The 25,173-nt window shown below is 61.0% G+C and carries 22 protein-coding genes and 1 riboswitch; of the genes, 8 read left to right on the top strand and 14 right to left on the bottom strand.

Going from position 1 to position 25,173, the window contains the following annotated elements; all coding sequences use genetic code 11:
• Positions 1-18: 18 nt before the first annotated feature.
• The 6 genes from ACP7CZ_RS17005 to cobO are packed head-to-tail and all read right to left on the bottom strand — an operon-like array spanning position 19 to position 5,991.
• Positions 19-1,470, bottom strand: coding sequence for a cobyric acid synthase (locus tag ACP7CZ_RS17005; RefSeq protein ID WP_294165457.1), 1,452 nt, complete (start codon positions 1,468-1,470; stop codon positions 19-21).
• Positions 1,467-2,456 carry a threonine-phosphate decarboxylase CobD gene (cobD, locus tag ACP7CZ_RS17010; RefSeq protein ID WP_294165455.1) on the bottom strand — a complete coding sequence of 330 codons (990 nt, stop codon included), beginning with the start codon at positions 2,454-2,456 and terminating at the stop codon, positions 1,467-1,469. The genes ACP7CZ_RS17005 and cobD overlap by 4 nt, the downstream gene beginning before the upstream one ends.
• Positions 2,449-3,357 carry an adenosylcobinamide-phosphate synthase CbiB gene (gene cbiB, locus ACP7CZ_RS17015; RefSeq protein WP_034128329.1) on the bottom strand — a complete coding sequence of 303 codons (909 nt, stop codon included), beginning with the start codon at positions 3,355-3,357 and terminating at the stop codon, positions 2,449-2,451. The genes cobD and cbiB overlap by 8 nt, the downstream gene beginning before the upstream one ends.
• Positions 3,354-4,004: a 5,6-dimethylbenzimidazole synthase gene (bluB, locus tag ACP7CZ_RS17020; protein WP_034128328.1), complete on the bottom strand. Its 651-nt coding sequence runs from the start codon at positions 4,002-4,004 to the stop codon at positions 3,354-3,356. The genes cbiB and bluB overlap by 4 nt, the downstream gene beginning before the upstream one ends.
• Positions 4,001-5,383: a cobyrinate a,c-diamide synthase gene (locus ACP7CZ_RS17025; protein WP_103299625.1), complete on the bottom strand. Its 1,383-nt coding sequence runs from the start codon at positions 5,381-5,383 to the stop codon at positions 4,001-4,003. The genes bluB and ACP7CZ_RS17025 overlap by 4 nt, the downstream gene beginning before the upstream one ends.
• Positions 5,380-5,991, bottom strand: a complete 612-nt coding sequence (cobO, locus tag ACP7CZ_RS17030; RefSeq protein ID WP_034128326.1) for a cob(I)yrinic acid a,c-diamide adenosyltransferase — start codon at positions 5,989-5,991, stop codon at positions 5,380-5,382. Before cobO ends, ACP7CZ_RS17025 begins: the two co-directional genes overlap by 4 nt.
• A gap of 79 nt (positions 5,992-6,070) precedes the next feature.
• A riboswitch (cobalamin riboswitch) is annotated at positions 6,071-6,317 on the bottom strand.
• A 99-nt stretch (positions 6,318-6,416) separates the two neighbouring features.
• On the opposite strand from cobO, the gene ACP7CZ_RS17035 reads away from it, so the two are divergent.
• The gene (locus ACP7CZ_RS17035; RefSeq protein ID WP_054920198.1) at positions 6,417-7,730 is read left to right on the top strand and encodes a PQQ-dependent sugar dehydrogenase; all 1,314 of its coding nucleotides are present in this window, start codon (positions 6,417-6,419) and stop codon (positions 7,728-7,730) included.
• Between the two features lie 123 nt (positions 7,731-7,853).
• Here the strand turns inward: ACP7CZ_RS17035 and ACP7CZ_RS17040 are convergent, their stop codons facing one another.
• From ACP7CZ_RS17040 to ACP7CZ_RS17060, 5 genes are all read right to left on the bottom strand, one after another.
• On the bottom strand, positions 7,854-8,393 hold the full coding sequence (locus tag ACP7CZ_RS17040) for a C40 family peptidase (protein WP_003193049.1): 540 nt from the start codon (positions 8,391-8,393) through the stop codon (positions 7,854-7,856).
• 144 nt (positions 8,394-8,537) lie between these two features.
• On the bottom strand, positions 8,538-9,167 hold the full coding sequence (locus ACP7CZ_RS17045; RefSeq protein ID WP_003193051.1) for a C40 family peptidase: 630 nt from the start codon (positions 9,165-9,167) through the stop codon (positions 8,538-8,540).
• A 209-nt stretch (positions 9,168-9,376) separates the two neighbouring features.
• Positions 9,377-10,081 carry a DnaA regulatory inactivator Hda gene (gene hda, locus ACP7CZ_RS17050; protein ID WP_014719395.1) on the bottom strand — a complete coding sequence of 235 codons (705 nt, stop codon included), beginning with the start codon at positions 10,079-10,081 and terminating at the stop codon, positions 9,377-9,379.
• 205 nt (positions 10,082-10,286) lie between these two features.
• Complete coding sequence (locus tag ACP7CZ_RS17055; protein ID WP_003193054.1) at positions 10,287-11,360, bottom strand: AI-2E family transporter; 1,074 nt, start codon at positions 11,358-11,360, stop codon at positions 10,287-10,289.
• A gap of 55 nt (positions 11,361-11,415) precedes the next feature.
• On the bottom strand, positions 11,416-12,456 hold the full coding sequence (locus ACP7CZ_RS17060; protein WP_070415432.1) for a DUF2066 domain-containing protein: 1,041 nt from the start codon (positions 12,454-12,456) through the stop codon (positions 11,416-11,418).
• A 341-nt stretch (positions 12,457-12,797) separates the two neighbouring features.
• Between ACP7CZ_RS17060 and purM the strand changes: the two genes are divergently transcribed.
• From purM to ACP7CZ_RS17095, 7 genes are all read left to right on the top strand, one after another.
• Positions 12,798-13,856: a phosphoribosylformylglycinamidine cyclo-ligase gene (purM, locus tag ACP7CZ_RS17065; RefSeq protein ID WP_014719398.1), complete on the top strand. Its 1,059-nt coding sequence runs from the start codon at positions 12,798-12,800 to the stop codon at positions 13,854-13,856.
• Positions 13,856-14,506 carry a phosphoribosylglycinamide formyltransferase gene (gene purN, locus ACP7CZ_RS17070; protein WP_003193061.1) on the top strand — a complete coding sequence of 217 codons (651 nt, stop codon included), beginning with the start codon at positions 13,856-13,858 and terminating at the stop codon, positions 14,504-14,506. Before purM ends, purN begins: the two co-directional genes overlap by 1 nt.
• Before the next feature lie 8 nt (positions 14,507-14,514).
• On the top strand, positions 14,515-15,228 hold the full coding sequence (locus ACP7CZ_RS17075) for a DUF3108 domain-containing protein (RefSeq protein WP_014719399.1): 714 nt from the start codon (positions 14,515-14,517) through the stop codon (positions 15,226-15,228).
• 363 nt (positions 15,229-15,591) lie between these two features.
• Positions 15,592-15,780 (top strand): hypothetical protein, encoded by a 189-nt coding sequence (locus ACP7CZ_RS17080; protein WP_003193064.1) that lies wholly within the window; start codon positions 15,592-15,594, stop codon positions 15,778-15,780.
• Positions 15,781-15,966: 186 nt separating this feature from the next.
• Positions 15,967-17,892 (top strand): IucA/IucC family protein, encoded by a 1,926-nt coding sequence (locus ACP7CZ_RS17085; RefSeq protein ID WP_054920200.1) that lies wholly within the window; start codon positions 15,967-15,969, stop codon positions 17,890-17,892.
• Positions 17,882-19,102: an MFS transporter gene (locus ACP7CZ_RS17090; RefSeq protein ID WP_054920202.1), complete on the top strand. Its 1,221-nt coding sequence runs from the start codon at positions 17,882-17,884 to the stop codon at positions 19,100-19,102. Before ACP7CZ_RS17085 ends, ACP7CZ_RS17090 begins: the two co-directional genes overlap by 11 nt.
• A gap of 2 nt (positions 19,103-19,104) precedes the next feature.
• A complete protein-coding gene (locus ACP7CZ_RS17095) occupies positions 19,105-21,225 on the top strand; it encodes a TonB-dependent receptor (protein WP_294165431.1) in 2,121 nt (706 codons plus the stop codon).
• Positions 21,226-21,291: 66 nt separating this feature from the next.
• Here the strand turns inward: ACP7CZ_RS17095 and ACP7CZ_RS17100 are convergent, their stop codons facing one another.
• The 3 genes from ACP7CZ_RS17100 to relA all read right to left on the bottom strand — a co-directional run bounded on the left by ACP7CZ_RS17100 (position 21,292) and on the right by relA (position 25,093).
• Entirely contained in the window at positions 21,292-21,837 is a 546-nt protein-coding gene (locus ACP7CZ_RS17100; protein ID WP_014719402.1) for a DUF2058 domain-containing protein, read from the bottom strand.
• A gap of 25 nt (positions 21,838-21,862) precedes the next feature.
• Positions 21,863-22,696 (bottom strand): nucleoside triphosphate pyrophosphohydrolase, encoded by an 834-nt coding sequence (gene mazG, locus ACP7CZ_RS17105; protein ID WP_034128320.1) that lies wholly within the window; start codon positions 22,694-22,696, stop codon positions 21,863-21,865.
• Between the two features lie 153 nt (positions 22,697-22,849).
• The gene (gene relA, locus ACP7CZ_RS17110; protein WP_003193076.1) at positions 22,850-25,093 is read right to left on the bottom strand and encodes a GTP diphosphokinase; all 2,244 of its coding nucleotides are present in this window, start codon (positions 25,091-25,093) and stop codon (positions 22,850-22,852) included.
• Between the last annotated feature and the right edge of the window lie 80 nt (positions 25,094-25,173).

The raw sequence follows: 25,173 nt of genomic DNA on the forward strand, positions 1-25,173 counted from the left end.
TAGATGGTGTGAACACCGTCAGATCCCACATAGCTTGCGCAACAAATCGGTGTCCAAGTGGTGCTCCACCAAGTCCGCCAACCGCTCGATATCGCGCTCGCGCAAGCCGTGATAATCCACCTCTTGCACATCCTGCAACCCGGCCCAACGCAGCAACGCGCTGCACGCAGCCGGGGTCTCGAACAGGCCGTGCAGGTAGGTGCCTAGAATTTGCCCATCAGGGCTCTGCGCGCCATCGCTGCGGCCATCGTCCAGCAGTACCGCAGCGCTTGCCAAGGCAGCGCCGCAAGTCACCCCCGCATGGATTTCATAACCGCTGACGTCGGCATCTTCCAATACCAGACGCCCACGCACATTGCGCAGTTGTTTCTCTTGTTCCAGGGTTGTGCTGAACGCCAGCAACCCAAGGCCGGCACTGGAGCCCGCAAGCCCCTCCAGGCCCAATGGGTCATGGACTTGCTCGCCGAGCATCTGCAAGCCGCCGCAGATCCCCAGTACTTTGCCGCCATAACGCAGATGCCGCGCCACGGCAGTATCCCAGCCGTTGGCACGCAGATAGGCCAGGTCACTGCGCACGCTTTTCGAGCCCGGCAGGATGATCAGGTCAGCAGCAGGTATCGCCTGGCCCGGCCCGACGAACTGCAAGTCCACCTGGGGGTGCAAGCGCAGCGGGTCGAAGTCGGTATGGTTGCTGATGCGCGGCAGCACCGGCACCACCACCTTGAGCACCTGGGCGGCCTTGTCGATCTGGCGCTGGTCGATGCCGTCTTCCGCCTCCAGGTGCAGGTCCATCACGTAGGGCAGCACGCCGACTACCGGTTTGCCGGTCCGCGCTTCGAGCCAGTCCAGGCCTGGTTGCAGCAACGCGATATCGCCGCGAAAACGGTTGATGATGAAGCCCTTGACCCGGGCCTGCTCACTGGGCGACAGCAGCTCCAGGGTGCCGACCAGATGGGCGAACACGCCGCCGCGGTTGATGTCCGCGATCAACAGCACCGGGCAGTCCACCGCTTCGGCGAAGCCCATGTTGGCAATGTCATTGGCGCGCAAATTGATCTCGGCCGGTGAGCCCGCGCCTTCGACGATCACCACCGGGTAGGCCTGGCTCAAACGCGTGTGGGAGGCCAGCACCGCTTGCATCGCAATGGCTTTGTAGTCGTGATAGGCCACAGCATTCATGCTGGTGACAGCACGGCCATGGATGATCACTTGGGAGCCGGTGTCGCTGTTGGGCTTGAGCAACACCGGGTTCATGTCGGTGTGGGGTGCCAGGTTGGCAGCCTGGGCCTGCACCGCCTGGGCACGGCCGATCTCGCCGCCTTCGGCGGTCACCGCGCTGTTGAGCGCCATGTTCTGCGGCTTGAACGGCACCACCGCGACACCCTGGCGTACCAGCCAGCGACACAGCGCAGTCACCAGGGTGCTTTTACCGGCGTCGGAGGTGGTGCCCTGCACCATCAACGTGGTCATGTGGCGTCCTTGTAGGCGGCCAGGGCTTCGTCAAGGCGCAGCCAGTCGGCGTCGGTGCCGGGCAGGCCCAAGCGCACGCTGCTGTTGTGCACAAACAAGCGCAGCAGGATGCCGCGTTGGGCCATGAACTCGTACAGCCGTTCAGCGTGGGGGGTAATCAACCACTGGAACAATGCGCAGCCACCGTGAGGTTGAAGGCCGCGGCGCTCAAGCAACTCGAACAGACGCTGGCCGGCTGCGATGCAACGGCTGCGCTGGCGCGCATGCCCGTCGGTGTCGCGCAGGCACACTTGGCCCAGCACCCGCGTCGGACCACTGACAGCCCAGGGCCCGACCTGTTCGGCCAACAGCTTGAGCAACTTGCGCTCGGCCAGCACAAAGCCCAGGCGCACGCCGGCCAGGCCGAAGAACTTGCCGAATGAGCGCAGCACGATCAAGCCGACCTGATCGGCATGGCTGGCCAGGCTCAAGTCCGGGGTCACGTCAATGAACGCCTCGTCCACCACCAGCCAGCCACCGCGCTGGGCCAGCCGCGCATGCCAGTCCAGCAGGCGTTGCGGGCTCAGGCTCAAGCCGGTGGGGTTGTTGGGGTTGACCACGACCAGCACGTCGAGGCTGTCGAGAAAGAAGTCGACTTCCTGCTCCTGCACTTCACGCACCACATAACCGGCACGGCGCCAGGCTTCGGCATGCTCGGCGTAACAGGGCGAAAGCACGCCGACCTTACCGGAACGACGCAGTCGCGGCAGCAGTTGGATCGCTGCCTGGGAACCCGGCACCGGCAGCAACGGGCCAGCACCGTAATACTCGCTGGCAGCCTTCTCCAAGCCGTCATCGGTTTCCGGCAAGCGCGCCCAGGCACGCAAGGGAATCTCGGGAATCGGCCACAGCCAGGGCGCCAGGCCGCTGGACAGGTCGAGCCAATCCGCTTCGGCAATGCCGTACTCAATCGCGGCCTTACGCAGCCGACCACCATGTTCAAGCATAGATTTGCGCCCCCACGCACAGGACCAGCAGCCACAGCCACACGCCGCGCTGCACCAGTTGCCAGCCGCGATCAATGGAATCGGCGTCGGCCGGCGGGCCTTCGCCCAATGGCGGGCGCTGATGCACCTCGCCGTGATAAATCGCCGCGCCGCCGAGCTCCACACCCAAGGCACCGGCCCCTGCCGCCATCACCGGGCCGGCGTTGGGGCTGTCCCAGGTCGGCCCCTGGGTGCGCCAGCATTTGAGCGCCAGGCGGGTTTTACCCAATAGCGCGTAGGTTAAAGCCACCAAGCGCGCAGGAATATAGTTGAGCACATCATCGATCCTGGCGGCTGCCCAACCGAAGCGCTCAAAGCGCTCATTGCGATAGCCCCACATGGCGTCCAGGGTGTTGCTCAGACGATAGAGCACCACGCCCGGCACACCGGCCACCACGAACCAGAACAACGCGGCGAATACCGCATCGCTGCCGTTCTCCAGCACCGATTCGGTGGCTGCGCGCGCGACTTCAGTACGGTCCAGTTCGCTGGTCTGGCGGCTGACCAGGTAACTCACACGCGTGCGCGCTTCGTCCAGGTCATCACGGCGCAGAGCCTGGGCCACCGGCGTCACGTGCTCGCCCAGGCTGCGCATGCCCAAGGCGCAGTACAGCGCCAGGATCTCCAGCAGCCAGCCGATATAAGGCGCCCAAGACAACGCCGTGGCCAGCAGGGTCAGCGGCACCACCGCGATAAACCACGCGGTCACACCATGGCTGCGCCAGCCACGCCCGCCAGTATTGAAACGTTGCTCGATGCGCCCGGCGAAATTGCCGAACGCCACCAGCGGATGCCAGCGCCTGGGCTCACCCAGCAGCGCATCCAGCGCCACCGCAGCGACACACAGCAAGGCCACACTCATTGACTCACTCCCCACTTGTTTTCATACAGCATGTCACTTAGCGGTCGCGGCTCGGCCCAGCCCTCGAGCTGCAACATCGGTGCCGGGTAAAACTCTGCCACCGGGCCCAGGCACAACACTGCCAGGGGCTTTGCACCGGGTGGCAAACCCAGCAACTCGGCCAGGGCCTGGGGGTCGAACAGCGAAACCCAGCCCATGCCCAACCCTTCCACGCGCGCCGCCAGCCACAGGTTCTGGATGGCGCAGGAGAGCGAGGCCATGTCCATTTCCGGCAAGGTGCGGCGCCCGAAGATGTGGCGCTCGCGATCGTCCATCAAGGCGGCGACCAGTACCTCGGCGCAGTCGCTGATGCCTTCGACCTTGAGCTTCATGAACGCATCGGAGCGCTCGCCCAAAGCTTCGGCGGTGCGCACGCGCTCTTCTTCCACCAACTGTTGAATCTGGCTGCGCAACGAACGGTCGCTGATGCGGATAAAACGCCACGGCTGCATCAGGCCGACACTGGGCGCCTGGTGCGCGGCGTGGAGCAGGCGTTGCAGCAGTTCAGGCGCGACGCTGCCACCGCGGAAGTGGCGCATGTCGCGGCGTTCGGCGATGGCGCGATAGACGGCCTCGCGATCGGCTTGGGGGAAAGCGTTGTCAGTCATGGCCTCATCGGGGGCAAGCCCCCTCCCACATTTGGAATGCATTCCCCTGTGGGAGCTGGCTTGCCTGCGATAGCTGTCTCAAGGTCTGGCGCGAACAACGCGGCCACCGCGCCAGGATTCGACGGAAAATAAAAGTGCACATAGGACGCCGTCATCCGCCCTTGTCGATAGACCGCCTCGGCACCGCGCCCACCGTTAGGGCTAAGCCCACGGGCAATCGGCTCCCATTCGGTACTGGTCAGAGAATGATGATAGGTATGCCCACGCAAGGTCCCCTCCGGCAGCTCGACACTTTGCAGCGCCAGGGCCGCGAGTTTCTTCTGCATCACCGCATCGCCTTGCAACAAGCCAACCAGTTCGGCGCGTGTACCGTCCACATCGGTCAAGGAGTCGAGCAGATAGAGCATGCCGCCACATTCAGCGAGCAGTGGCTTGCCAGCGGCGTGATGAGCACGAATTGCGCCCAGCATCGAGGTATTGGCCGACAATGCCTGGTGGTGCAGTTCCGGATAGCCGCCGGGCAGATAGAGGCTGTCAGCTTGAGGCAATTGGCGATCATGGATCGGTGAAAAGAACTTCAACTCGGCGCCCATCGCCCGCAGCAAATCCAGGCTGGCGCCGTAGGTAAAGGCAAAGGCTTCGTCACGGGCCACGGCAATCCGCACACCGACCAGCAAGGGCTCGGCCTCGACCACTTGCGGCGCGGCAAAGGTTACCGGCGGCGGCAGGGCCACTTCGCAACTGCTGCCCAACGCCTGGGCGGCAGCATCCAAGCGTATATCAAGGTCATTCAGTTCGCTGGCTTGCACCAGGCCCAGGTGGCGGCTGGGCAGTTCGATGCCGGTCTCACGGGATAACGCGCCGTACCAACGCAAGCCCTCGGTGAGGCTGCCTTCAAGCAATTGCGCATGGCGCAGGGTGCCGACGCGATTGGCCAGCACGCCGGCGAACGGCAGGTCGGGCTGATAGCGCGCCAGCCCCAGGGCCAAAGCGCCGAACGTCTGGGCCATGGCGGTGCCATCGATCACGCCCAGCACCGGTACACCGAAGTGCCGCGCCAAGTCAGCGCTGGAAGGCGTGCCGTCGAACAGGCCCATCACGCCTTCGATGAGGATCAGGTCAGCCTCCCCCGCGGCCTCCCAGAGCAGGCGGCGGCTTTCCTGCTCGCCCACCATCCACATGTCCAACTGGTACACCGGCGCGCCACTGGCACGCTCGTGGATCATCGGGTCGAGAAAGTCCGGCCCGCATTTGAACACGCGCACCTTGCGTCCCAGGTTGCGGTGCAAACGGGCGAGCGCGGCGGTGACCGTGGTTTTGCCCTGGCCGGACGCCGGAGCGGCGATCAATACGGCCGGGCAATGACGGGGCTGATTCAAAGTTCGACGCCTTTCTGTGCCTTGATACCGGCCTGGAACGCGTGCTTGAGCATGCCCATTTCGGTGACGGTGTCGCCCATTTCGATCAGCTCAGGCTTGGCGCCACGGCCGGTGACCACCACATGCTGCATGGGCGGGCGGGCTTGCAGGTCGCTGAGTACCTGGTCCAGGTCAAGGTAACCGTGCTTGAGGGCGATGTTCAGTTCATCCAGCACCACCAAGCCGATAGAGGGGTCATTCAACATGGCCCGGGACACCGCCCAAGCCGCTTCGGCAGCGGCGATATCGCGCTGGCGATCCTGGGTTTCCCAGGTGAAGCCTTCGCCCATCACATGAAAGTGCACCTGCTCGGGGAAGCGGCGGAAAAACAATTCTTCGCCGGTGCTGTTACGCCCCTTGATGAACTGCACCACACCGCATTGCATGCCATGCCCCATGGCCCGGGCCAACATGCCGAACGCCGAACTGCTCTTGCCTTTGCCGTTGCCGGTCAGCACCAGCAGCAGGCCGCACTCATTGGGGGAATTGGCGATGCGCTCGTCAATCACGGCTTTTTTGCGCAGCATGCGCGCCAAGTGGCGTTCGTCGCGGTCGGGGGAATCAGTCATGGCAGCTCTCCGTTGGGGCTGGACAAAAACGGCGGGCAGGAAAAAGAAAAAACAGACAGCCAAGCATCGCCCACCGTGATGCTGTTGGATGATCCAGGCCGGTCTCCGGGCTCATGAGTGGCGCTTTTGATAGCAAGCAGCCGAGGGTGCGCCTTCCCATATCGCACGCGATACAGTGGCAAACAGCACCGTCTTGACTCATTTACCGTTGCGGGGGCAGCGCCGGAATCGCGGCGGCACTGTGTACAAGTGCGCTCACTCACCGGCTTCCCTGTTTCACTCTGTCGACGCACGCGCCACAGAGCACCTGGAACAAGCCGCGAAGGTTAGTGGGTTGGGGGTGGAGCGTCAATTAAAGCTGGCCTTGTACTTGAACCATCTGCCGTTCGTGCTTCTCTACCCCTACAGGTATCAAGGAGAAAACCATGCCTAAAACCCGACTCGCCCTACTGATCATGCTTGCAGGCAGCCTCGCCGCGTGCGGCGAAAGCTCGACCCTGCAGGTCGCCGATGGCACCGGTCCCTCGCCCAAGTTGCCGGAGCCGAACAAGACGCTGATCCCCACCGTCAATATCGCCCCGGCCATCGGCTGGCCCGAAGGCGCCAAGCCCATCGCCGCCGCCGGTACCCAAGTGGCCGCGTTCGCCGAAGGCCTGGATCATCCGCGCTGGCTCTACGTGCTGCCCAACGGCGACGTGCTGGTGGCCGAGACCAATGCACCGCCCAAGCCGGACGATGCCAAAGGCGTACGTGGCTGGGTGATGGAAAAGGTCATGGATCGCGCTGGCGCCGGGGTGCCGAGCCCGAACCGTATTACCTTGCTGCGCGATGCCGACCATGACGGTGTGGCAGAAACTCGCACGGTGTTCCTGGAGAACCTCAATTCGCCGTTTGGCATGACCTTGGTAGGCAACGACCTGTATGTGGCCGATTCGGATAAGTTGCTGCGCTTCCCCTATCAGCCGGGTGAAACCGCAATCACAGCCCCAGGCGCCAAGGTGGTGGATTTACCCGGTGGCCCCTTGAACCACCACTGGACCAAAAATGTGGTGGCCAGCCAGGACGGCAGCAAGCTGTACGTGAGCGTCGGCTCCAACAGCAACGTCGGCGAAAACGGCCTGGAAGCCGAACAGGGCCGCGCCGCCATTTGGGAAGTCGACCGCGCCAGCGGCCAACACCGCATTTTTGCCTCCGGCCTGCGCAACCCCAACGGCATGGCGTGGGAGCCACAGAGCGGCAAGCTGTGGACGGCGGTCAACGAACGCGATGAGATCGGCAGTGACCTGGTGCCGGATTACATCACCTCGGTCAAGGATGGCGGCTTCTACGGCTGGCCTTTCAGTTATTACGGCCAGCATGTGGATGTGCGTGTCACCCCGCAGAACCTGGACATGGTCGCCAAGGCCATCGCTCCCGACTATGCGGTAGGCCCTCATACTGCGTCGCTGGGGCTGACCTTCGCCGAGGGCAGCAAACTGCCCGCTCCCTTCAGTAATGGCGCATTTATCGGCCAGCATGGTTCCTGGAACCGCAAGCCGCACAGTGGCTACAAGGTGATTTTCGTGCCCTTCGAAGGGGGCCAGCCGAAAGGGCAACCGGTGGATGTGCTGACGGGGTTTCTTGATAGCGATGAGAAAGCCATGGGCCGGCCGGTCGGCGTGGTGATAGATCAGCAGGGGGATTTGCTGGTGGCCGATGATGTGGGCAATAAGGTTTGGCGAGTGTCGGCTGTTAAGTAAATCGCCACACACCAATGTGGGAGCGGGCTTGCCCGCGATTACGGTGGCCCAGCCAACCAATCCGTTGACTGACACACTGCATTCGCGGGCAAGCCCGCTCCCACATTTTGGAGTTTTATTGATTCAGGGGTTACGCGCCAGATTCCCTGGCAACACGCGCTTGGCACTCAGGTAGGCATTCTGCCAATACGCTTTGGATAGCGTATCCAGCTTCACCGTACCGCCGGTTTGAGGCGCGTGTACGAAGCGGCCCTCCCCCACATAGATGCCCGCATGGCTGACCCGCGAACCACCACCGGTAGCGAAGAACAGCAGGTCGCCGGTTTGCAGGTTTTGTTCGCTGACGTCCTGGGCACGCATCACGATCAATTCACGGGTGGTGCGCGGCAATGAGATGCCGGCAGCGTCGCGGAATACAAAGCCGATCAGGCCACTGCAATCAAACCCCGAGTCCGGTGTGTTGCCGCCCCAGCGGTAAGGTGTGCCGACCAGGCCCAGCGCACGAAAGAGCACGTCTTCGGCAGCAGGCGAGAAATTCTGGGTGGCATAGTTGAACACCGGCTTAGGCTTGACCGCGACGGGCGCGGGCGGCGGTGTACGACTGGCGCAGGCGCTGAGCAGCGCGGCGCAAACAATAAGCATCAGGCGGGCCGAGGTCGACATGTGCAGAACAATCCTGGTCTGGATGCGGCTTTCGCTGCCGAACGTTGAAAACCAGAACGCGCAAGCAAAGCTCGCGCGAACGGATGACAACAATGTCCAGGGATTCTAGCGCTTACACGTCAAACTTCAAGTATCACTTTAACTTTACTTACTAGCGGTAACCGTAGTCGGAGCCATGGCGAGTGCACGCTTGGCTTCGATGAAGGTTTTGCTCCAGTAGCTGTCACCCAGGTTATCGACCCGAACACCACCACTGCGGCGGCTGCTGGAGTGGATAAATTGGTTATCGCCCAGGTAGATACCGGCGTGACTGACACGACCGCGGCCACTGGTACTAAAGAAAAGCAGATCACCGGGCTTGAGGTTGTTGCGCGCGACCAACGGTGCATTCACGTTGATCATCTCGCGTGTAGAGCGCGGCAGATTCATGCCGGCTTCTTCACGAAACAGGTAGCCAATGAAACCACTGCAATCAAAACCGGCTTCCGAGGTGCCGCCGAAACGGTAACGGGTACCGATCAAGGACATGCCGCGCTCAAGGATACTATCGGCCAGAAGAGGCAGTTGGTAAGGCTTGCTGTCAGAGAACTCGGCGAGTTCTTTTTCGGTTGCCACCTCTTCTTCATAAACAGAAGCAGACTGTGCAGCAACGAACTTTGCCTGATTTTGAACCTGTGGTTTTTGCTGTTCTGCCACCTGCTGAGGGTGGGAGGCGCAACCAAACAACAGGGTAACGAGTGCGAGAGGCACGAGGGGTGCGAAGCGATTTAGCATGGGCACGACCGTGGCTGATGTGTAAAGAAGCCGAGACTATGCCCTCTATCACATCGATTTGCAAATTCAATCGCGATCTATGTGACTTATCGTTTCGACTATGCCATCTAAGCCGTGATTCCATTTTTCGGTTCAGTTGCGTAGCCCCTCGGGCTCAAACGCAGGTTTTCTGACGCCTTGAAAATGCCGACACACGGGAAATCAAGACCTTACCAGCCCAAAGTTTCTTTCAGGAAAGGGATCGTCAATTTTCTTTGTGCCTGCAAGGAAGCCTGGTCGAGTTGCTCAAGCAAATCGAACAGCGCGCTCATGCTGCGAGTGCCACGGGTGAGGATAAAGTGCCCGACTTCGTCGGTCAGGTGCAGGCCACGACGGGAAGCGCGCAGTTGCAACGCACGCAGCTTGTCCTCATCGGATAACGGGCGCATCTGGAAGATCAACGCCAGGGTCAGGCGCGACTTGAGGTCAGCCAGCTTCACCGGCAGTTCACGCGGCGAGGTGGACGCAGCGATCAGCAAGCGCCGGCCGCTATCGCGCAAGCGGTTGAACAGATGAAACAGCGCCTCTTCCCACTCCGGCTTGCCGGCCACTGCCTGCAGGTCGTCGAGACACACCAGTTCATATTGCTCAAGGTTATCGAAGATGCCGATCCCGCGGTCCATCAACTCGGCCAAGGGCAGGTAGACCGCCGGCTCGCCCGTCTGCTCGAAACGCAGGCACGCGGCCTGCAGCAGATGGGTACGCCCCACGCCATGCTTGCCCCACAGATAGATCAGGCTTTCAGTCCACCCGGCGTCGGCTTCGCAAAGCCGCTCCACATAGCCGAGTGCAGCGGCATTGGCGCCTGGGTAGTAGTTGATAAAGGTAGCGTCATCACGCAGACGCACACCTAGGGGCAGCTGAATCGGTTTCATGCTGACTGAACGGCTCCCATCGAACCGTTAGTGGCCTCTATGTAAAGTTTGCAAAGTTTATACCCGTGACGCCGGGCGCACAATGCAGCAGACCACAAGCAAAATCAAAGGTTTGCGTTAACCCGGAGGTTTTACGCAGTTTGTTTGACGCACCCCGGGGCCAGAAACAACAAACCCGGCCTGGACCGGGTTTGTGACACCGCGATTACAACTCGGGCTCATCCACCCCGGTATACACGTCCGAATCCTTGTACAGGTCGTGCACATGGCGCACCAGCACCATGATCACCGCCGCCACCGGCAGCGCCAACAGGATGCCGGTAAAGCCGAACAGCTCGCCACCCGCCAAAATCGCAAAGATCACTGCCACCGGGTGCAGGCCGATTCGATCGCCCACCAGCAGTGGCGTCAGCACCATGCCTTCCAAGGCCTGGCCCACCATGAACACTGCGACAATCCCCAGCATCGGGTACAGGTCGCCGCCGAACTGGAACAGCCCGGCCACCAGCGCCGCGCCGATGCCGATCACAAAGCCCATGTAGGGCACGATGGCCGCCAGGCCCGCGATCAAGCCGATCAACAGCCCCAGCTCCAAGCCGATCGCCATCAGGCCGGCAGCGTAAATCACCCCCAGGGCCAGCATCACCAGCAACTGGCCACGCACGAACGCACCCAATACCTCATGACACTCCGCTGCCAGGGAAACAACACGTTCTTCCCGGTCGCGGGGGAGCAGGCTGCGGATCTTGGCCATCATGATGTCCCAGTCTCGCAGCAGGTAGAACGCCACCACCGGGATCAGCACCAGGTTGGTCAACCAGCCGATCAGCGCCAGGCTCGATGCAGTCGCCTGGCTGAGCACCACCGTAACGATATCGGTGGTCTTGTCCATGTGCTCGCTGATGGCTGCCTTGACCTTGTCGAACTTCCAGAAGCCATCCGCCAGCCCGAACTTGGACTGGGCCCACGGCATCGCCGTGTGCTGCAACCAGTCGAGCATCTGCGGCGCCAGCTCATAGAGGCGAAACAGCTGCTTGGCCAACATCGGCACCAATATCAACACCAGCGCCGTGATGATCAACGTGAACAGCGCAAACACCGTGATCACGCCCCAGGTGCGCGACATGCCGACTTTTTCCAGGCGATCCACCACCGGATCGAACAGGTAGGCGAGCAGCAGCGCCACCAGGAACGGCGTCAGGATCGAATGCAGCAAGAACACAAAAACGCACAGCAGGACAATCCCGCCAAGCCACACCCAACGACGCGTATCCGCCATAAACCACTCCATCTGTTTTTTACGCCCTTCTTCTATATAGAAGGAGGAACACTATTTACCAACGAAAACGCAATTGCGCCTGGGGCTCAGGTGCAACAGCCGGTTGCGTGCCATCGATCACGGCTGGCTGGGCCGGGGCTTCGCCAGCAGGAATTTCCTGCAGCTTGGCCAGGCTCAATTGGGTGCGCAGTTGTTCGGCGCTGCCATTGACGCGATACACAATCCGGTTGCCATCCACCCACTGCGGCTGGCCGCCAAAGGGCTCCAGCAAACGACCCAGGGCGGCGTAGCGCTCAAGGTTCATGCCTTGTACCTCAAGCAGTTGCTCAGTGCTCACGCCCGGCTTGACCGCAAAGCGTGGCGCCAGCTTTTGGCTGACCGCCAGCAATACCGCATCGGCGAGCGCGGCAGTGTCAGCGCCTTGGGCGGTGCCCTCCTCAGCCTTGTCGCCCAGCCACAGGCGCCATTTGGCCTGCCATTGACTGCCTTCCTGGCGCGCATGCACCGCCAGCAAAGCATCGGCACCGTAACGCTCGGAGGCTGCGCGCAAAGGCGTGGCGTCGGGGCTTTCAAGATTCGGCGCGGTGGCGACTACCTGTTCATCCAGGTCTCCCAACGGCAAGCGCAGCGGCAGACCCCTGTGTTGCGCGGCTCGGCGCAGGGCCTGGGCAACGGCCTGGCCATCGCCGACCAGGCTGCTGCCTTCAGTTGAATCGTTCAGCCACCAACCCAGGATCGACGGCCGGTTGCTGCCCCAGATCGACAGGCCCGCATCCCGCAAGGCGCGGTCGGTGCTGACCGGGTCGAAGTCTACTTGCAGGCTTTCCGGCGGGCCGGCGTCGTAGCCGTACTGGCTGATGATTTGTTGCGGGTCTTTGCGGATCGCTGCCAGGCCCGGGCCATCGGCGGCCTTGGCGTCGCCGGTCAGGCGGATCACCAGGGTCTGCACGGCACGCTGGGTGGCTTGGTCGCGCTCTTGGGGCGACTGGCTGCTGACTGGTTCAAGTACTTGATAGAGGCCATTGAGGGTTTCGGCATGACTCGCCAGGCTGACCAACGACAAGCAGCCTACAAAGAAGAATTTACACAGACGCATGGAAGATTCCCGAACGACAAATTTAGCGGTTGGAACAGACCGCGTGATCTCGGTTTGGCAAGGCTGTGACACAGCGACCGGTAAAACATTCACAGGGTCCCGGTAAGTTTTCATACTGTCATAACGCTAGCGAGCTCAAGGCTATACCTTAATACGCACGATTACCGGCCCGATTTGCATTTTTTTGAGCTCATATGCCCTGCCCGTCGGCCCGAGGATGGCCGCTGCCCCTCAAGCCTGATAAAATCGCGCGCCTTCGCAGACCGTCAACGGCAGGGCCCTTTCCAAAAGCCCCCGCCCGCCCGGTCGTTACCCAGAAATCCCCCCTAAAGGCCTGGATCATGAGCAAGCAACCCTCCCTGAGCTACAAGGACGCCGGTGTAGACATCGACGCCGGTGAAGCATTGGTCGAACGCATCAAGAGCGTCGCCAAGCGCACTGCGCGCCCTGAAGTCATGGGTGGCCTGGGCGGTTTTGGCGCCCTCTGCGAAATCCCGGCCGGCTACAAGCAGCCTGTACTGGTGTCCGGCACCGACGGCGTGGGCACCAAGCTGCGCCTGGCCCTGAACCTGAACAAGCACGACAGCATCGGCATCGATCTGGTCGCCATGTGCGTCAACGACCTGGTGGTGTGCGGCGCCGAGCCGCTGTTCTTTCTCGACTACTACGCCACCGGCAAGCTCAATGTCGAGACCGCGACCCAGGTCGTGACCGGCATCGGCGCCGGCTGCGAGTTGTCGGGTTGCTCCCTGGTCGGCGGTGAAACCGCTGAAATGCCAGGCATGTACGAAGGCGAAGACTACGACCTGGCCGGCTTCTGTGTCGGTGTGGTGGAAAAAGCCGAGATCATCGACGGCTCCAAAGTAGCTGCTGGTGACGCCCTGCTCGCCCTGCCATCGTCCGGCCCGCACTCCAACGGCTACTCGCTGATCCGCAAGATCATCGAAGTGTCCGGCGCCGACATCGAGAACATCCAGCTCGACGGCAAGCCACTGACCGACCTGCTGATGGCGCCGACCCGCATCTACGTCAAGCCACTGCTCAAGCTGATCAAGGACACCGGCGCCGTCAAGGCCATGGCCCACATTACCGGTGGCGGCCTGCTGGACAACATCCCGCGCGTACTGCCAAAAGGCGCCCAGGCGATTGTCGACGTGGCCAGCTGGCAGCGCCCGGCTGTCTTCGATTGGCTGCAGGAAAAAGGCAACGTCAACGAAACCGAAATGCACCGCGTGCTGAACTGCGGCGTAGGCATGGTGATATGCGTTGCGCAGGAACACGTTGAAACCGCACTGAACGTGCTGCGTGAAGCCGGCGAGCAACCTTGGGTCATTGGCCAGATCGCCACTGCTGCCGAAGGCGCAGCCCAGGTTGAACTGAAGAACCTCAAGGCTCACTGATGCCCCAGACCTGTGATGTCGTGGTGCTGCTTTCCGGCACCGGCAGTAACTTGCAGGCCCTGATCGACAGCACGCGCACCGGCGACAGCCCGGTGCGCATCGCTGCGGTGATTTCCAACCGCAGCGACGCCTACGGTCTGCAACGCGCCCGTGACGCGGGTATCGATACTCGCTCCCTGGATCATAAGGCGTTCGACGGTCGCGAGGCCTTCGACAGCGCCTTGATCGAACTGATCGACGCCTTCAACCCCAAACTCGTGGTCCTTGCGGGTTTCATGCGCATCCTCAGCGCAGATTTCGTCCGGCACTACGAAGGGCGCCTGCTCAATATCCACCCTTCCCTGCTGCCCAAGTACAAAGGCATGCACACCCACCAGCGCGCCCTCGACGCCGGCGACAGTGAGCATGGCTGCAGCGTGCACTTTGTGACCGAGGAACTCGATGGCGGGCCTCTGGTCGTACAGGCAGTGGTTCCGGTAGAGTCAGGCGACTCGGCGCAGACGCTTGCGCAACGGGTTCATACCCAGGAACACAGGATTTACCCGCTGGCTGTTCGCTGGTTTGCCGAAGGACGGTTGATTCTTGGCGACCAGGGTGCATTATTGGACGGCCAGTTACTCGCGGCCAGCGGCCACTTGATTCGAACCTAGGAGATTTTATGCGTCGCGCCCTGCTTTTCGCTTTTGCGCTGTTCGCTTTGCCTGCCGTACAAGCGGCAGACCTTCACCCCTTCTCCGTCAGCTACACCGCCGACTGGAAACAACTGCCCATGAGCGGTTCGGCTGAACGCAGCCTGAGCAAGAATGGCGACGGTACCTGGACCTTGAATTTCAAGGCCTCGATGATGATTGCCAGCCTGACCGAAACCAGTGTGATCCTGTTCGACAAGGACACCCTGCAACCCAAGAGCTACAGCTTCGAACGCGGCGGCCTGGGCAAGGCGAAGAAGATCAACCTGGACTTCGACCAGAGCGCCAAGAAAGTCACCGGCTTTGAAAACAAAGACCCGGTCAATGTCACGCTCGAAAGCGGCATGCTCGACAAGTCCACCTACCAGCTTGCCCTGCAACGCGATGTTGCCGCCGGCAAGAAGAGCATGAGCTACCGCGTGGTTGAAGGTACAGATACCGATACCTACGACTTCCGCGTGATCGGCTCGGAAAAGGTCCAGACCAAGGTCGGTTCGATCGACGCGATCAAGGTCGAGCGCGTGCGCGACCCGTCGCAGAGCAAGCGCATCACACAGATGTGGTTTGCCAAGGACCAGGGCGGCATTCTGGTTGCCCTGCGTCAGGTCGAGACTGACGGCAAGGAATACAACATCATGCTGCAGGATGGCACCGTTGACGGTAAGGCCGTCAAAGGCAGCTGATTGCTGATGCACCGAAAAGAGCCTCGCTGAATGCGGGGCTTTTTTTTGCCTGGGATTTTTAGGGGACGACACTCCCGCTATCGCAGGCAAGCCAGCTCCCACGGTGGAATGCATTCCAAGGTGGGAGCTGGCTTGCCTGCGATAGCGGTGCCGAGGTCAACCTAGCCAACCTGAACATGAAACTTTTGTCATAAAGCCGCTGCGATGGCGACGCAATGCCTTGGTTTACAAGGCTTGCAGCATTGTTGCGTTCCCCGCAATGAATTATTGCGCGCAAAATCAGTTTACTTAGCAAGCTAACAAATCATATAACAGAGGCCTGCGACGACTTGCCGCAGATCAACCAGAGATTGGAGCAAGCAGATGACTGTAAAAGTAACTGAACGCGACGATGAACATATGTCCCATGAAGCAGTAGGCCACGGGATTCACATCTGGGATGTCCATCAGCAAGACGTATTGGTCGGCATGTTTCACAACGAGAGCGACGCCCACAACTATAAAAACGAGCTCGAAACTCTCGAACTGCAACGCCAGGCAAAAAGCTCCTGAAGCTCTGAAATCATGTGGACGCCCGGCCCACGCAGCCGGGCCGTTTACGAGAAACCGCGCCTTTGGGGCGCGGTTTTTTTGTCAATAATCGCCATAAATTAATGTAACAAAAACACACACAAATAATGATTCTCGATATCATTCGTTCGCTTTTCATTCAGGCTCACGAATCAGGGAATCAATTAGATGCATGGAAATAGCAGCAAGCCAGAAAACGCGTTACTGGAACGCTGGAGCGAAGCACTTGCCACTGCGCAATTTAAGGCCAGCCACGTCAGCCTCGAAGCCCTGATCAATACGCTGGCACCTGCCGCCGAACGTAGCTTCCAACGCCTGATCCAAGCATTGTTTCGTGAAAGCCTGCTGGACCCCAGCACTCTCCTTTATGACGAACATGGCCATTGCTCGCTGACACTGGCTTGCCAGGCCCGATTGCGTTTCGAACATTTGCACCCTGGCCGCATGGCAAGCTGGGACCTGCGTGGCGAAGTCATCCTGTTGCGCGAAGGCCAGCCCGAACAGAAAATCCAGTTCCCCTCACAGTTGTTGACGTTGCTTAACGCCAGCCTCGAGTCGCCTGCCGACCGGGAAGTGCTCAACCGCCTCAACGTAGAGATCGACGACAGCTTCATCAACGACACCTTGTGCCTCGCCTTCCATGAGCAATGGACGCTCAAGCTGCATGCGTCAATGGACCCGGTGCATCAAGACAACCTGCTGAGTCATCTCAAGAACAGCCCGAGCGTTATCAACCCGACTTCCGTGCTTGAACAGTGGGGAACATTGGGTCACCCATGGCACCCCAACTACAAGACCAAGCTGGGCCTGAATACCGCACAAGTCATCAACTATTCGCCGGAGTTCGAAGCACGCTTCCCGGTGCTGCTGTGCGCGCTGCATCGCCAGTTTGCCCATGTCGAAAAGTTGGCCGGTACCGCCGACTACTGGCAGTGGTGGAGCGAGCACTTCCCGCAGGCAGCACGGCAATTGACCGCAGCCCTGCAAGCGCAGGGCCTTCAGGCAGACGATTATCTGCCGTTGCCTGCCCACCCTTGGCAGGCACGCCAGGAGTTGCCTCAACTGTTCGCCAACGAAATCGGCGACAAACTGCTGGTGCTGACCGATATCGTCGCGTTTACTGCCCACCCCACCATGTCATTCAGAACCGTGTTGCCTGAAGGCCGTCGCGATGCACCGATGGTCAAACTGCCCGTGTCACTGCGCCTGACCAGCGTACAGCGCACCGTATCGCCGCGTTCAGCGCGCATGGGCCCACGGATCAGCCATCTGCTGCTGAGCATCCTGGAACGCGAGCCTGCGATTCAAAAATGCCTGAACATCGTTCCCGAGCGGATCGGTGTGCATTTCCAGCCACAACCGGCCAATGACGAGCACTCCCGCCACTTGGCGGTGCTCTATCGCGACAATCCCCAGAGCCAGCTCCAGCCGGACGAAATGGCCGTGCCGGTGGGCAGCCTGTTTGCCATTGATCAACACGGCCAGCCGCTGCTGCGCCAATGGGTGCGCCTGAGCCAAGGCAAGGATGACGCGGCGGCCATGCTCGCCTTCTTCCATGATTACGCGGCGATCAGTGTGCCGGCGCTGCTGGGCATGTATTTACGCTACGGCATCGCTTTTGAGGCCCATCAACAGAACTCCTTCATGGTGATGGCCGCAGACGGACAATTGAGCCGTCTTCTGTTGCGCGACTTCGGCGATATCCGAATCGACCGCAAAACCTTGCACGCCCACGGCCTGGACATTGAACTGCACGACCCGAAGATGACGCTGTACGACGACGCAGGTTTCGTACGGGACAAGCTGCTGCACACCGTTTTCATGTGCCATCTGGGCGAGCTCATCCTGCTTGCCGCGCGCCACTTCGACATCCCCCAGGCGCTGCTCTGGAATGAACTGTCAGCTCAGGTCAGCCAGTGTTTTGACGACATGCGCTCGCAGGTTGATCCGCAGCGCTGGGCCACCGAGCGCGAAGCACTGCTGGAGCAAGCATGGCCGGCCAAGTCGTTCATGCGCATGCGCCTGCTGGAGAGTCATGCCGATATCGTCGGGCGGTTGCCTAACCCGTTGAGCGCGGCCGCCAATGCCGACTAACAACACAGCGCTGCGGCTGCTGGTGGTGATTCAGTTGGTGTCGATGGGGGCGATGGAAATGAGCGGCCCGTTCTGGCCGCTGCAAATCCAGAAGTTGCTGGGCACTGCAAATGCCCAGTACACCGGCCTGCTGTCTTCGCTGGTGTATGCCGGGCCGATGATGGCAGCGATGATTCTCACACCCATGTGGGGGAAGCTGGGCGACCGTACCGGCCATAAGCCCATGATCATCCGCGCATTGCTGGCACTGGCGGTGTGCCAGGCGCTGGCTGCGATAACGCCTGATCCGTGGTGGCTGGTGGTCATCCGCGTGGTGCAAGGTGCGTTGGCCGGCTTCATTGCAGCGGCCCAAGCCTACGCACTGGCCTGCTGCGGCGAGGGTGGGCGCGGGCACATTCTTGCCAGGCTGCAATCAGCCACCGCTGTAGGCTCCCTGGCCGGACCGGTATTGGGCGGCTGGCTCATGGACATATCCGGTTTCGCATTGCTGTGCTACAGCGCCACCGTCGTCTGCCTGTTGTGCGCGATAATCAGCGCGTTTTTACCCAGCGACTCACCACGATCGAGACCTGCCCGCACGTCCAAGCCTGCCGCACTCCCCAGAGGCTGGATTGGCGCGATGCTGGGGATCATCGTATTGATCCAGGCAGCCAGGATGATGCCGCAACCGTTTTACGCCTTATATGTCGCCCAGGTTTTGCACGCGCCCGCGTGGCTGATCGGCGCCAGCTATGGCGCCAGTGCCTTGACCCTGGCACTGTCCGCGCCGTTGTGGGGCCGCCTGTTCGATCGACATCAGCCAGCCCATACGCTGCGCATCATCGAGTGGGTCACCTGGGCCTGCGCGCTCACGCTGGCCTGCACGGCGCTGGCCAGTGAGTGGTTGGGGTTCATCGCCAGCAGGCTGCTGTGGGGCGTGTGGCAGGGGGCTTTGTTGCCCGTGGCCTACACACTGATCGCCACTACCGTAGCGCACAGCCAGCAGGGTTTTGCCCTGGGCATGGGCAACAGCGCCGCGAAAGCTGGTGCGCTGTGCGGCGCATTGTTGGGCGGTATCGGCATGGGGTGGGTAGGCCTGGCACACAGCTTCTGGCTGGTCGCACTGACCTATGCCTTGGCCGCCGTGAGTATCCGCGCCATCCGTTCGTTTGCGCGAGCGCCTGAGACATCCGATTTTTCTGTCAATACTTCTAATAACTCTGAGACATGATCATGAACACATCGCAATGGGCAGTACTGCTGCCACTTCTTGGGTCAATAAGTGCCCCTGCCTGGGCCGATCAGACAGAGCAGACACAGGCAGCCCCGACCAGTCTGCAACTGCAGACGACAGTGGTATCGGCCACGCGCAGCGAAACCAGCATTGCGCAGATTCCAGGCTCAGTGCAGGTGATCAATGAAGCGCAAATCCGCCAGCAGACCGGGGCAGGACGTCGGGTTGCAGATATCCTCGGCCAACTGGTGCCTGGCATTGCCCCTTCCAGCGGCGGCATGAGCAACTTCGGCCAGACGCTTCGCGGGCGCAATACCCTGATCCTGATCGACGGGGTTTCGCAAAACGCCACGCGCGATAACTTCCGCCAGCTCAACAGCGTGGCACCGGAAAGCATCGAGCGTATCGAAGTGATCTCCGGCGCCAGCAGCGTCTACGGCGCAGGCGCATCGGGCGGCATCATCAACATCATCACCAAACGCAACCAAGGTGAAGACCTGGCGTTCAGCAGCAAGATCGGCATGACCGCCGGCAACAACCTCAGCCACAAGGGGTTCGCTTACCAGGCGTTCCAAAGCGCCACCGGGCGCAAAGGCCCGGTGGACTGGTACCTCTCGGGCAACACCGTGCAGCGCAACGATCAGTTCGACGGTAATGGCAAGCGCATTCCCCAGGACACGTCCCAGGGCAGCAACATGGACACCGATACCTACGACCTGCAAGGTCGCTTCGGCTATGAGCTTGATGACGACAAGAAGATCAGCCTGTCGCTGCAAGACTACAAGGACGAACAAGACACCCGCTACACCAAGAACCCCCGCATCACCAGCAACGCAGTCGCCGTAAAAGGCCTGGACCTGGGCGACCAACCCTACACCCACAACCAGGCGGTCAACCTCAACTACGCCGACAAGGATTTCTACGGCCAGGGCCTGCAGATCGAAAGCTACTGGCGGCGGGCCGACGCCCTGTTCTTTCCAGACCTGTCCCGAGGCCGGGCAGGCGTGTCAGATAACAACAGCGTGCAGGACGTCTACGGCCTGCGTGCAGCGGTCGATACCCAGATGCCGGACATCGGCCCGGCAACGGGCAACCTGGTATGGGGCGCGGACTACGACCATGAAACCTCACGCCAGCGTGGCGACCAATACCGGGTCAATGGCCTGACCTACACGAAAACCGGTACCACGTTCGAACTGGGTCCAGATATCGAGACCACCACCAAAGCCATCTTTGGCCAGCTCTCCTACGACATCGACAACTGGACCTTGCGCGGTGGCGTACGTCGCGAATGGATTGAAAGCAAGGTCTCCGACAGCATCGCATACGGCGAAATCGTCCAGACCGGCAACCGCGCGACACTGCCCGGCGGCACGCTCAAATACGATGACACGCTCTATAACCTCGGTGCGGTGTACCACCTGACCGACAACCAGGATGTGTTCGTCAACTTCAGCCAGGGCTTTTCCCTGCCGGATATCCAGCGCTTCCTGCGTGACGTGAACAGCAAATACGATATCCAGGACCTCAATGCCCAGGCCTTGAAGGTCGACAGTTACGAGCTGGGCTGGCGTGGCGACTGGGACAAGTGGCAGGCCAGTGTCACCGCGTACGAAAACACCTCGGATGTCACGCAGTTCTATGATGCCAATGATCGTGTGCTGCGCCTGATCAATCAGAAAGAACGCGTGCGTGGCGTCGAAACCGGCCTGACCTATAACATCAGCGACCAATGGTCCGTCGGCGGTACTTACGCTTACGCCAAAGGCGAGACCCAGCAGAACGGCAAGTGGATCGACCTGCCTGCCACCCGCATCTCCCCCGCCAAGACCACAGCCTTTGTCGGCTATGAGCGTGACGACTACAGCCTGCGCTTGCAGGGTATGCGCCTGGCCAATTATGACGCGGCGGCCAAAGACAACAACGGCCGCGATATCCAGGGCTACACCCTGGTCGACCTGCTGGGCTCGGTAAGGCTACCGGTAGGCCGCCTCGAAGGTGCGGTGTACAACCTCACCAACCGCAACTACCAAAACATGTTCGCCCAGGCCAACGCCCGCGCACCGTACCCGAATGCCGAGGGTCGTACCTTCAGCCTGAGTTACGCAGTGGATTGGTAACCGGCTGGTGCTGCACGCTTAAAACACAAACCCCGCCTTTTGGCGGGGTTTGTCATTTCCAGCGGCTTACCACATCAGATCATCAGGGATCTGGTAAGCGGCGTACGGATCGTCTTCATCCGGCACCTGGCTTTCGGTGAGGATGTTGAGCTGCACGATACGCTCCGGAGCGCGCTCCTGGATTTTGAGCGCCGCTTCGCGCGGGATCACCTCGTAGCCGCCACCGTGGTGCACGATCGCCAGGGAGCCGTTGCTCAGCTTGTTGCGCATCAGCGTGTTGACCGACAGGCGCTTGACCTTCTTGTCATCCACGAAGTTGTAGTAGTCCTCGGTGGTCAGCTTGGGCAGGCGCGAGGTCTCGATCAGTTGCTTGACCTGGGCGGTACGCGCCTTGGCCTCGGCTTTTTCCTGCTGCTGACGGTTCAGCTCCTGGTCACGCTTGACCTTCTCGGCGTGTGCCTCAGCGGCCAGGCGCGCCTGGGTATCATCGACTTCGGCCTGGCCCTTGTGGACCAGGCGCTGCTGTTTCTGTTTCTCTTTGCCGACCTGCTTGGCCTGCTTTTGGTTGACCAGACCTGCTTTGAGCAACTGGTCGCGAAGGGAAAGGCTCATGGTGCTTACTCACTTAGGCAACTGCTCAACCGCAGCTGGACACATTCTTTTCCTGACGTTTGGCTTCACCCCAGAGGGCGTCCAACTCTTCGAGGGTGCAATCTTCTATGGGTTGGTGTGTATCGCGCAATGCCTGTTCGATAAATCGGAAACGTCGTTCGAACTTGGCATTGGCACCGCGCAAGGCAGTTTCCGGGTCGACCTTGAGGTGACGGGCCAGGTTGACCGCGGCAAACAGCAGGTCGCCGACTTCATCGGCGATGGCCGCCGCATCGTTATCGGCCATGGCTTCGAGCACTTCGTCCAACTCTTCGCGCACGTTGTCCACCACCGGCAACGCGGAAGGCCAGTCGAAACCAACCTGGCTGGCGCGCTTTTGCAATTTGGCCGCACGGGACAACGAGGGTAAGGCGGTGGGCACATCATCGAGTAGGGAGAGTTGCTCGGGAACGTCGGACTTTTCTGCGCGCTCCTCAGCTTTGATCTGCTCCCAGCGCTCCTTGACCTGTTCTTCGCTCAACTGCGGGATATCCAGCGGTGCGTACAGGTCGCCGGTTGGGAACACGTGAGGATGCCGGCGAATCAACTTACGAGTGATGCTGTCGATCACGCCGGCAAATTCGAAGCGCCCTTCTTCCCGGGCCAGTTGGCTGTAATACACCACCTGGAACAGCAGATCGCCCAGTTCGCCTTGCAGATGGTCAAAGTCGCCGCGCTCGATGGCGTCGGCCACTTCATAGGCCTCCTCCAGCGTGTGCGGGACGATGGTCGCGTAGGTTTGCTTGATGTCCCACGGGCAGCCGTACTGCGGGTCGCGCAGGCGGCTCATCAGGTGCAGCAGGTCTTCGAGTGAATACATCGTATCTCTTTCCGCTGAAAATCCAATGTGGGAGCTGGCTTGCCTGCGATGCTTGCGACTCGGTGCTTCAGTTAAACCGAGGTGATGCTATCGCAGGCAAGCCAGTTCCCACAGAAAACAACTCCACATGTCAGTCGGCTGTCATCCTGCTAATCATGGGGTGCGGTTGCGCCGGGTTTCGATGATGTTCGGCAACTGGGAAATCCGCCCCAGCAACCGTCCCAGTGCGTCCAGCCCCGGAATCTCGATGGTCAGGGACATCAATGCAGTGTTGTCTTCCTTGTTCGAACGGGTGTTGACCGCCAGCACGTTGATCCGCTCGTTGAGCAGCACTTGCGAGACGTCACGCAGCAAGCCGGAACGGTCGTAGGCACGGATGATGATGTCGACAGGGTAAGTGAGCACCGGCACCGGACCCCAGCTGACCTGGATGATCCGCTCCGGTTCGCGCCCGCCCAGTTGCAGCACCGAGGCGCAATCCTGGCGGTGAATGCTCACGCCACGGCCCTGGGTGATGTAGCCGACAATGGCGTCGCCCGGCAACGGCTGGCAGCAGCCGGCCATTTGCGTCATCAGGTTGCCCACGCCCTGGATCTGGATATCGCCACGCTTGCCCGGCTTGTAGCCAGTGGCTTTGCGCGGGATCAGCTCCAGCTGTTCGTTGCCGCGCTCCGGCTCGACCAGTTGCTGGGCCAGGTTGACCAGTTGCGCCAGGCGCAGGTCGCCCGCGCCGAGGGCGGCGAACATGTCTTCGGCGATCTTCATGTTGGCCTTTTCGGCCAGCTTGTCGAAGTCCACCTGAGGCAGGCCCAGGCGCGCCAGTTCGCGTTCAAGCAAGGTCTTGCCAGCGGCGACGTTCTGGTCACGTGCCTGCAGCTTGAACCAGTGGACGATCTTCGCCCGCGCCCGCGAGGTGGTGATGTAGCCCAGGTTCGGGTTCAGCCAGTCGCGGCTCGGCGTGCCGTGCTTGCTGGTGATGATCTCGACCTGTTCACCGGTTTGCAGGCTGTAGTTGAGCGGCACGATGCGCCCGTTGATCTTGGCGCCGCGGCAGTTATGCCCGATTTCGGTGTGCACGCGGTAGGCGAAGTCCAGCGGCGTGGCGCCCTTGGGCAAGTCGATGGCGTGGCCGTCAGGCGTGAAGATATAGACCCGGTCCGGCTCGATATCCACCCGCAGTTGTTCGGCCAGGCCGCCGATGTCGCCGAGCTCCTCGTGCCATTCCAGCACTTGGCGCAGCCAGGAAATTTTCTCTTCGTACTGGTTGGACCCGGCCTTGACGTCGGTGCCCTTGTAGCGCCAGTGCGCACACACCCCCAGCTCGGCTTCTTCGTGCATGGCGTGGGTGCGGATCTGCACTTCCAGCACCTTGCCTTCAGGGCCGATTACCGCCGTGTGCAGCGAGCGATAGCCGTTTTCCTTGGGGTTGGCGATGTAGTCGTCGAATTCCTTGGGAATGTGCCGCCACAGCGTGTGGACGATACCCAGCGCGGTGTAGCAGTCGCGCATTTCCGGCACCAGCACGCGCACCGCACGCACGTCGTAGATCTGGCTGAAGGCCAAGCCCTTGCGCTGCATTTTGCGCCAGATGGAATAGATGTGCTTGGCGCGGCCGCTGATATCGGCGTCCACGCCGGTAGCCTGCAACTCCGAACGCAACTGGCCCATCACGTCGCTGATAAAGCGCTCGCGATCCAGGCGCCGCTCGTGCAGCAACGTGGCGATCTGTTTGTATTGGTCGGGCTCAAGGTAGCGAAAGGACAAATCCTCCAGCTCCCACTTGATATGGCCGATGCCCAGGCGATGGGCCAGTGGCGCGTAGATGTCGAAGACTTCGCGGGCCACACGGTTGCGCTTTTCATCATCGGCGGTCTTCACCGCACGGATCGCGCAGGTACGCTCGGCCAGCTTGATCAGCGCGACGCGCACATCGTCGACCATCGCTACCAGCATTTTGCGCAGGTTTTCTACCTGGCCCTGGGTGCCCAGCACCATGGACTGACGCGGGCTGAGGCTGGCACTGATGGCGGCCATGCGCAGCACGCCGTCGATCAGCTTGGCCACCACCGCGCCGAAACGCTGGCTGACCAGAGGCAACGCAATGTGCCCTTCGCGCACGCCGCGATAGAGCACGGCGGCGATCAGCGAATCCTGGTCCAACTTGAGATCGGCGAGGATCTCGGCGATTTCCAGGCCAGTGCGAAAACTTGAAGTGCCTTCGGCCCACAGGTTCTTGGCCGCATTGTCTTGCTGTTCAGACTCACGAGCGAACTCGCAGGCTGCTTTCAAGGCTTCACGGTCCAGTGCCGGGTCGACACTGACGGCATGATCCAGCCATGCCTCGAGATTGATACTGCCGTCGGTGTTGATCGGCTGGTGTGCTCTCACCTGTACCATCTTGCTTACCTTCCCTACGACGCACCTTCGATGCGCCAAAATCATCGCCGACTTTACTGCGAGCTCCGTGGCAGTGTTCA

This window comes from Pseudomonas sp. DWP2-2, assembly GCF_049897065.1.
Classification (GTDB): Bacteria; Pseudomonadota; Gammaproteobacteria; order Pseudomonadales; family Pseudomonadaceae; genus Aquipseudomonas; species Aquipseudomonas paracarnis.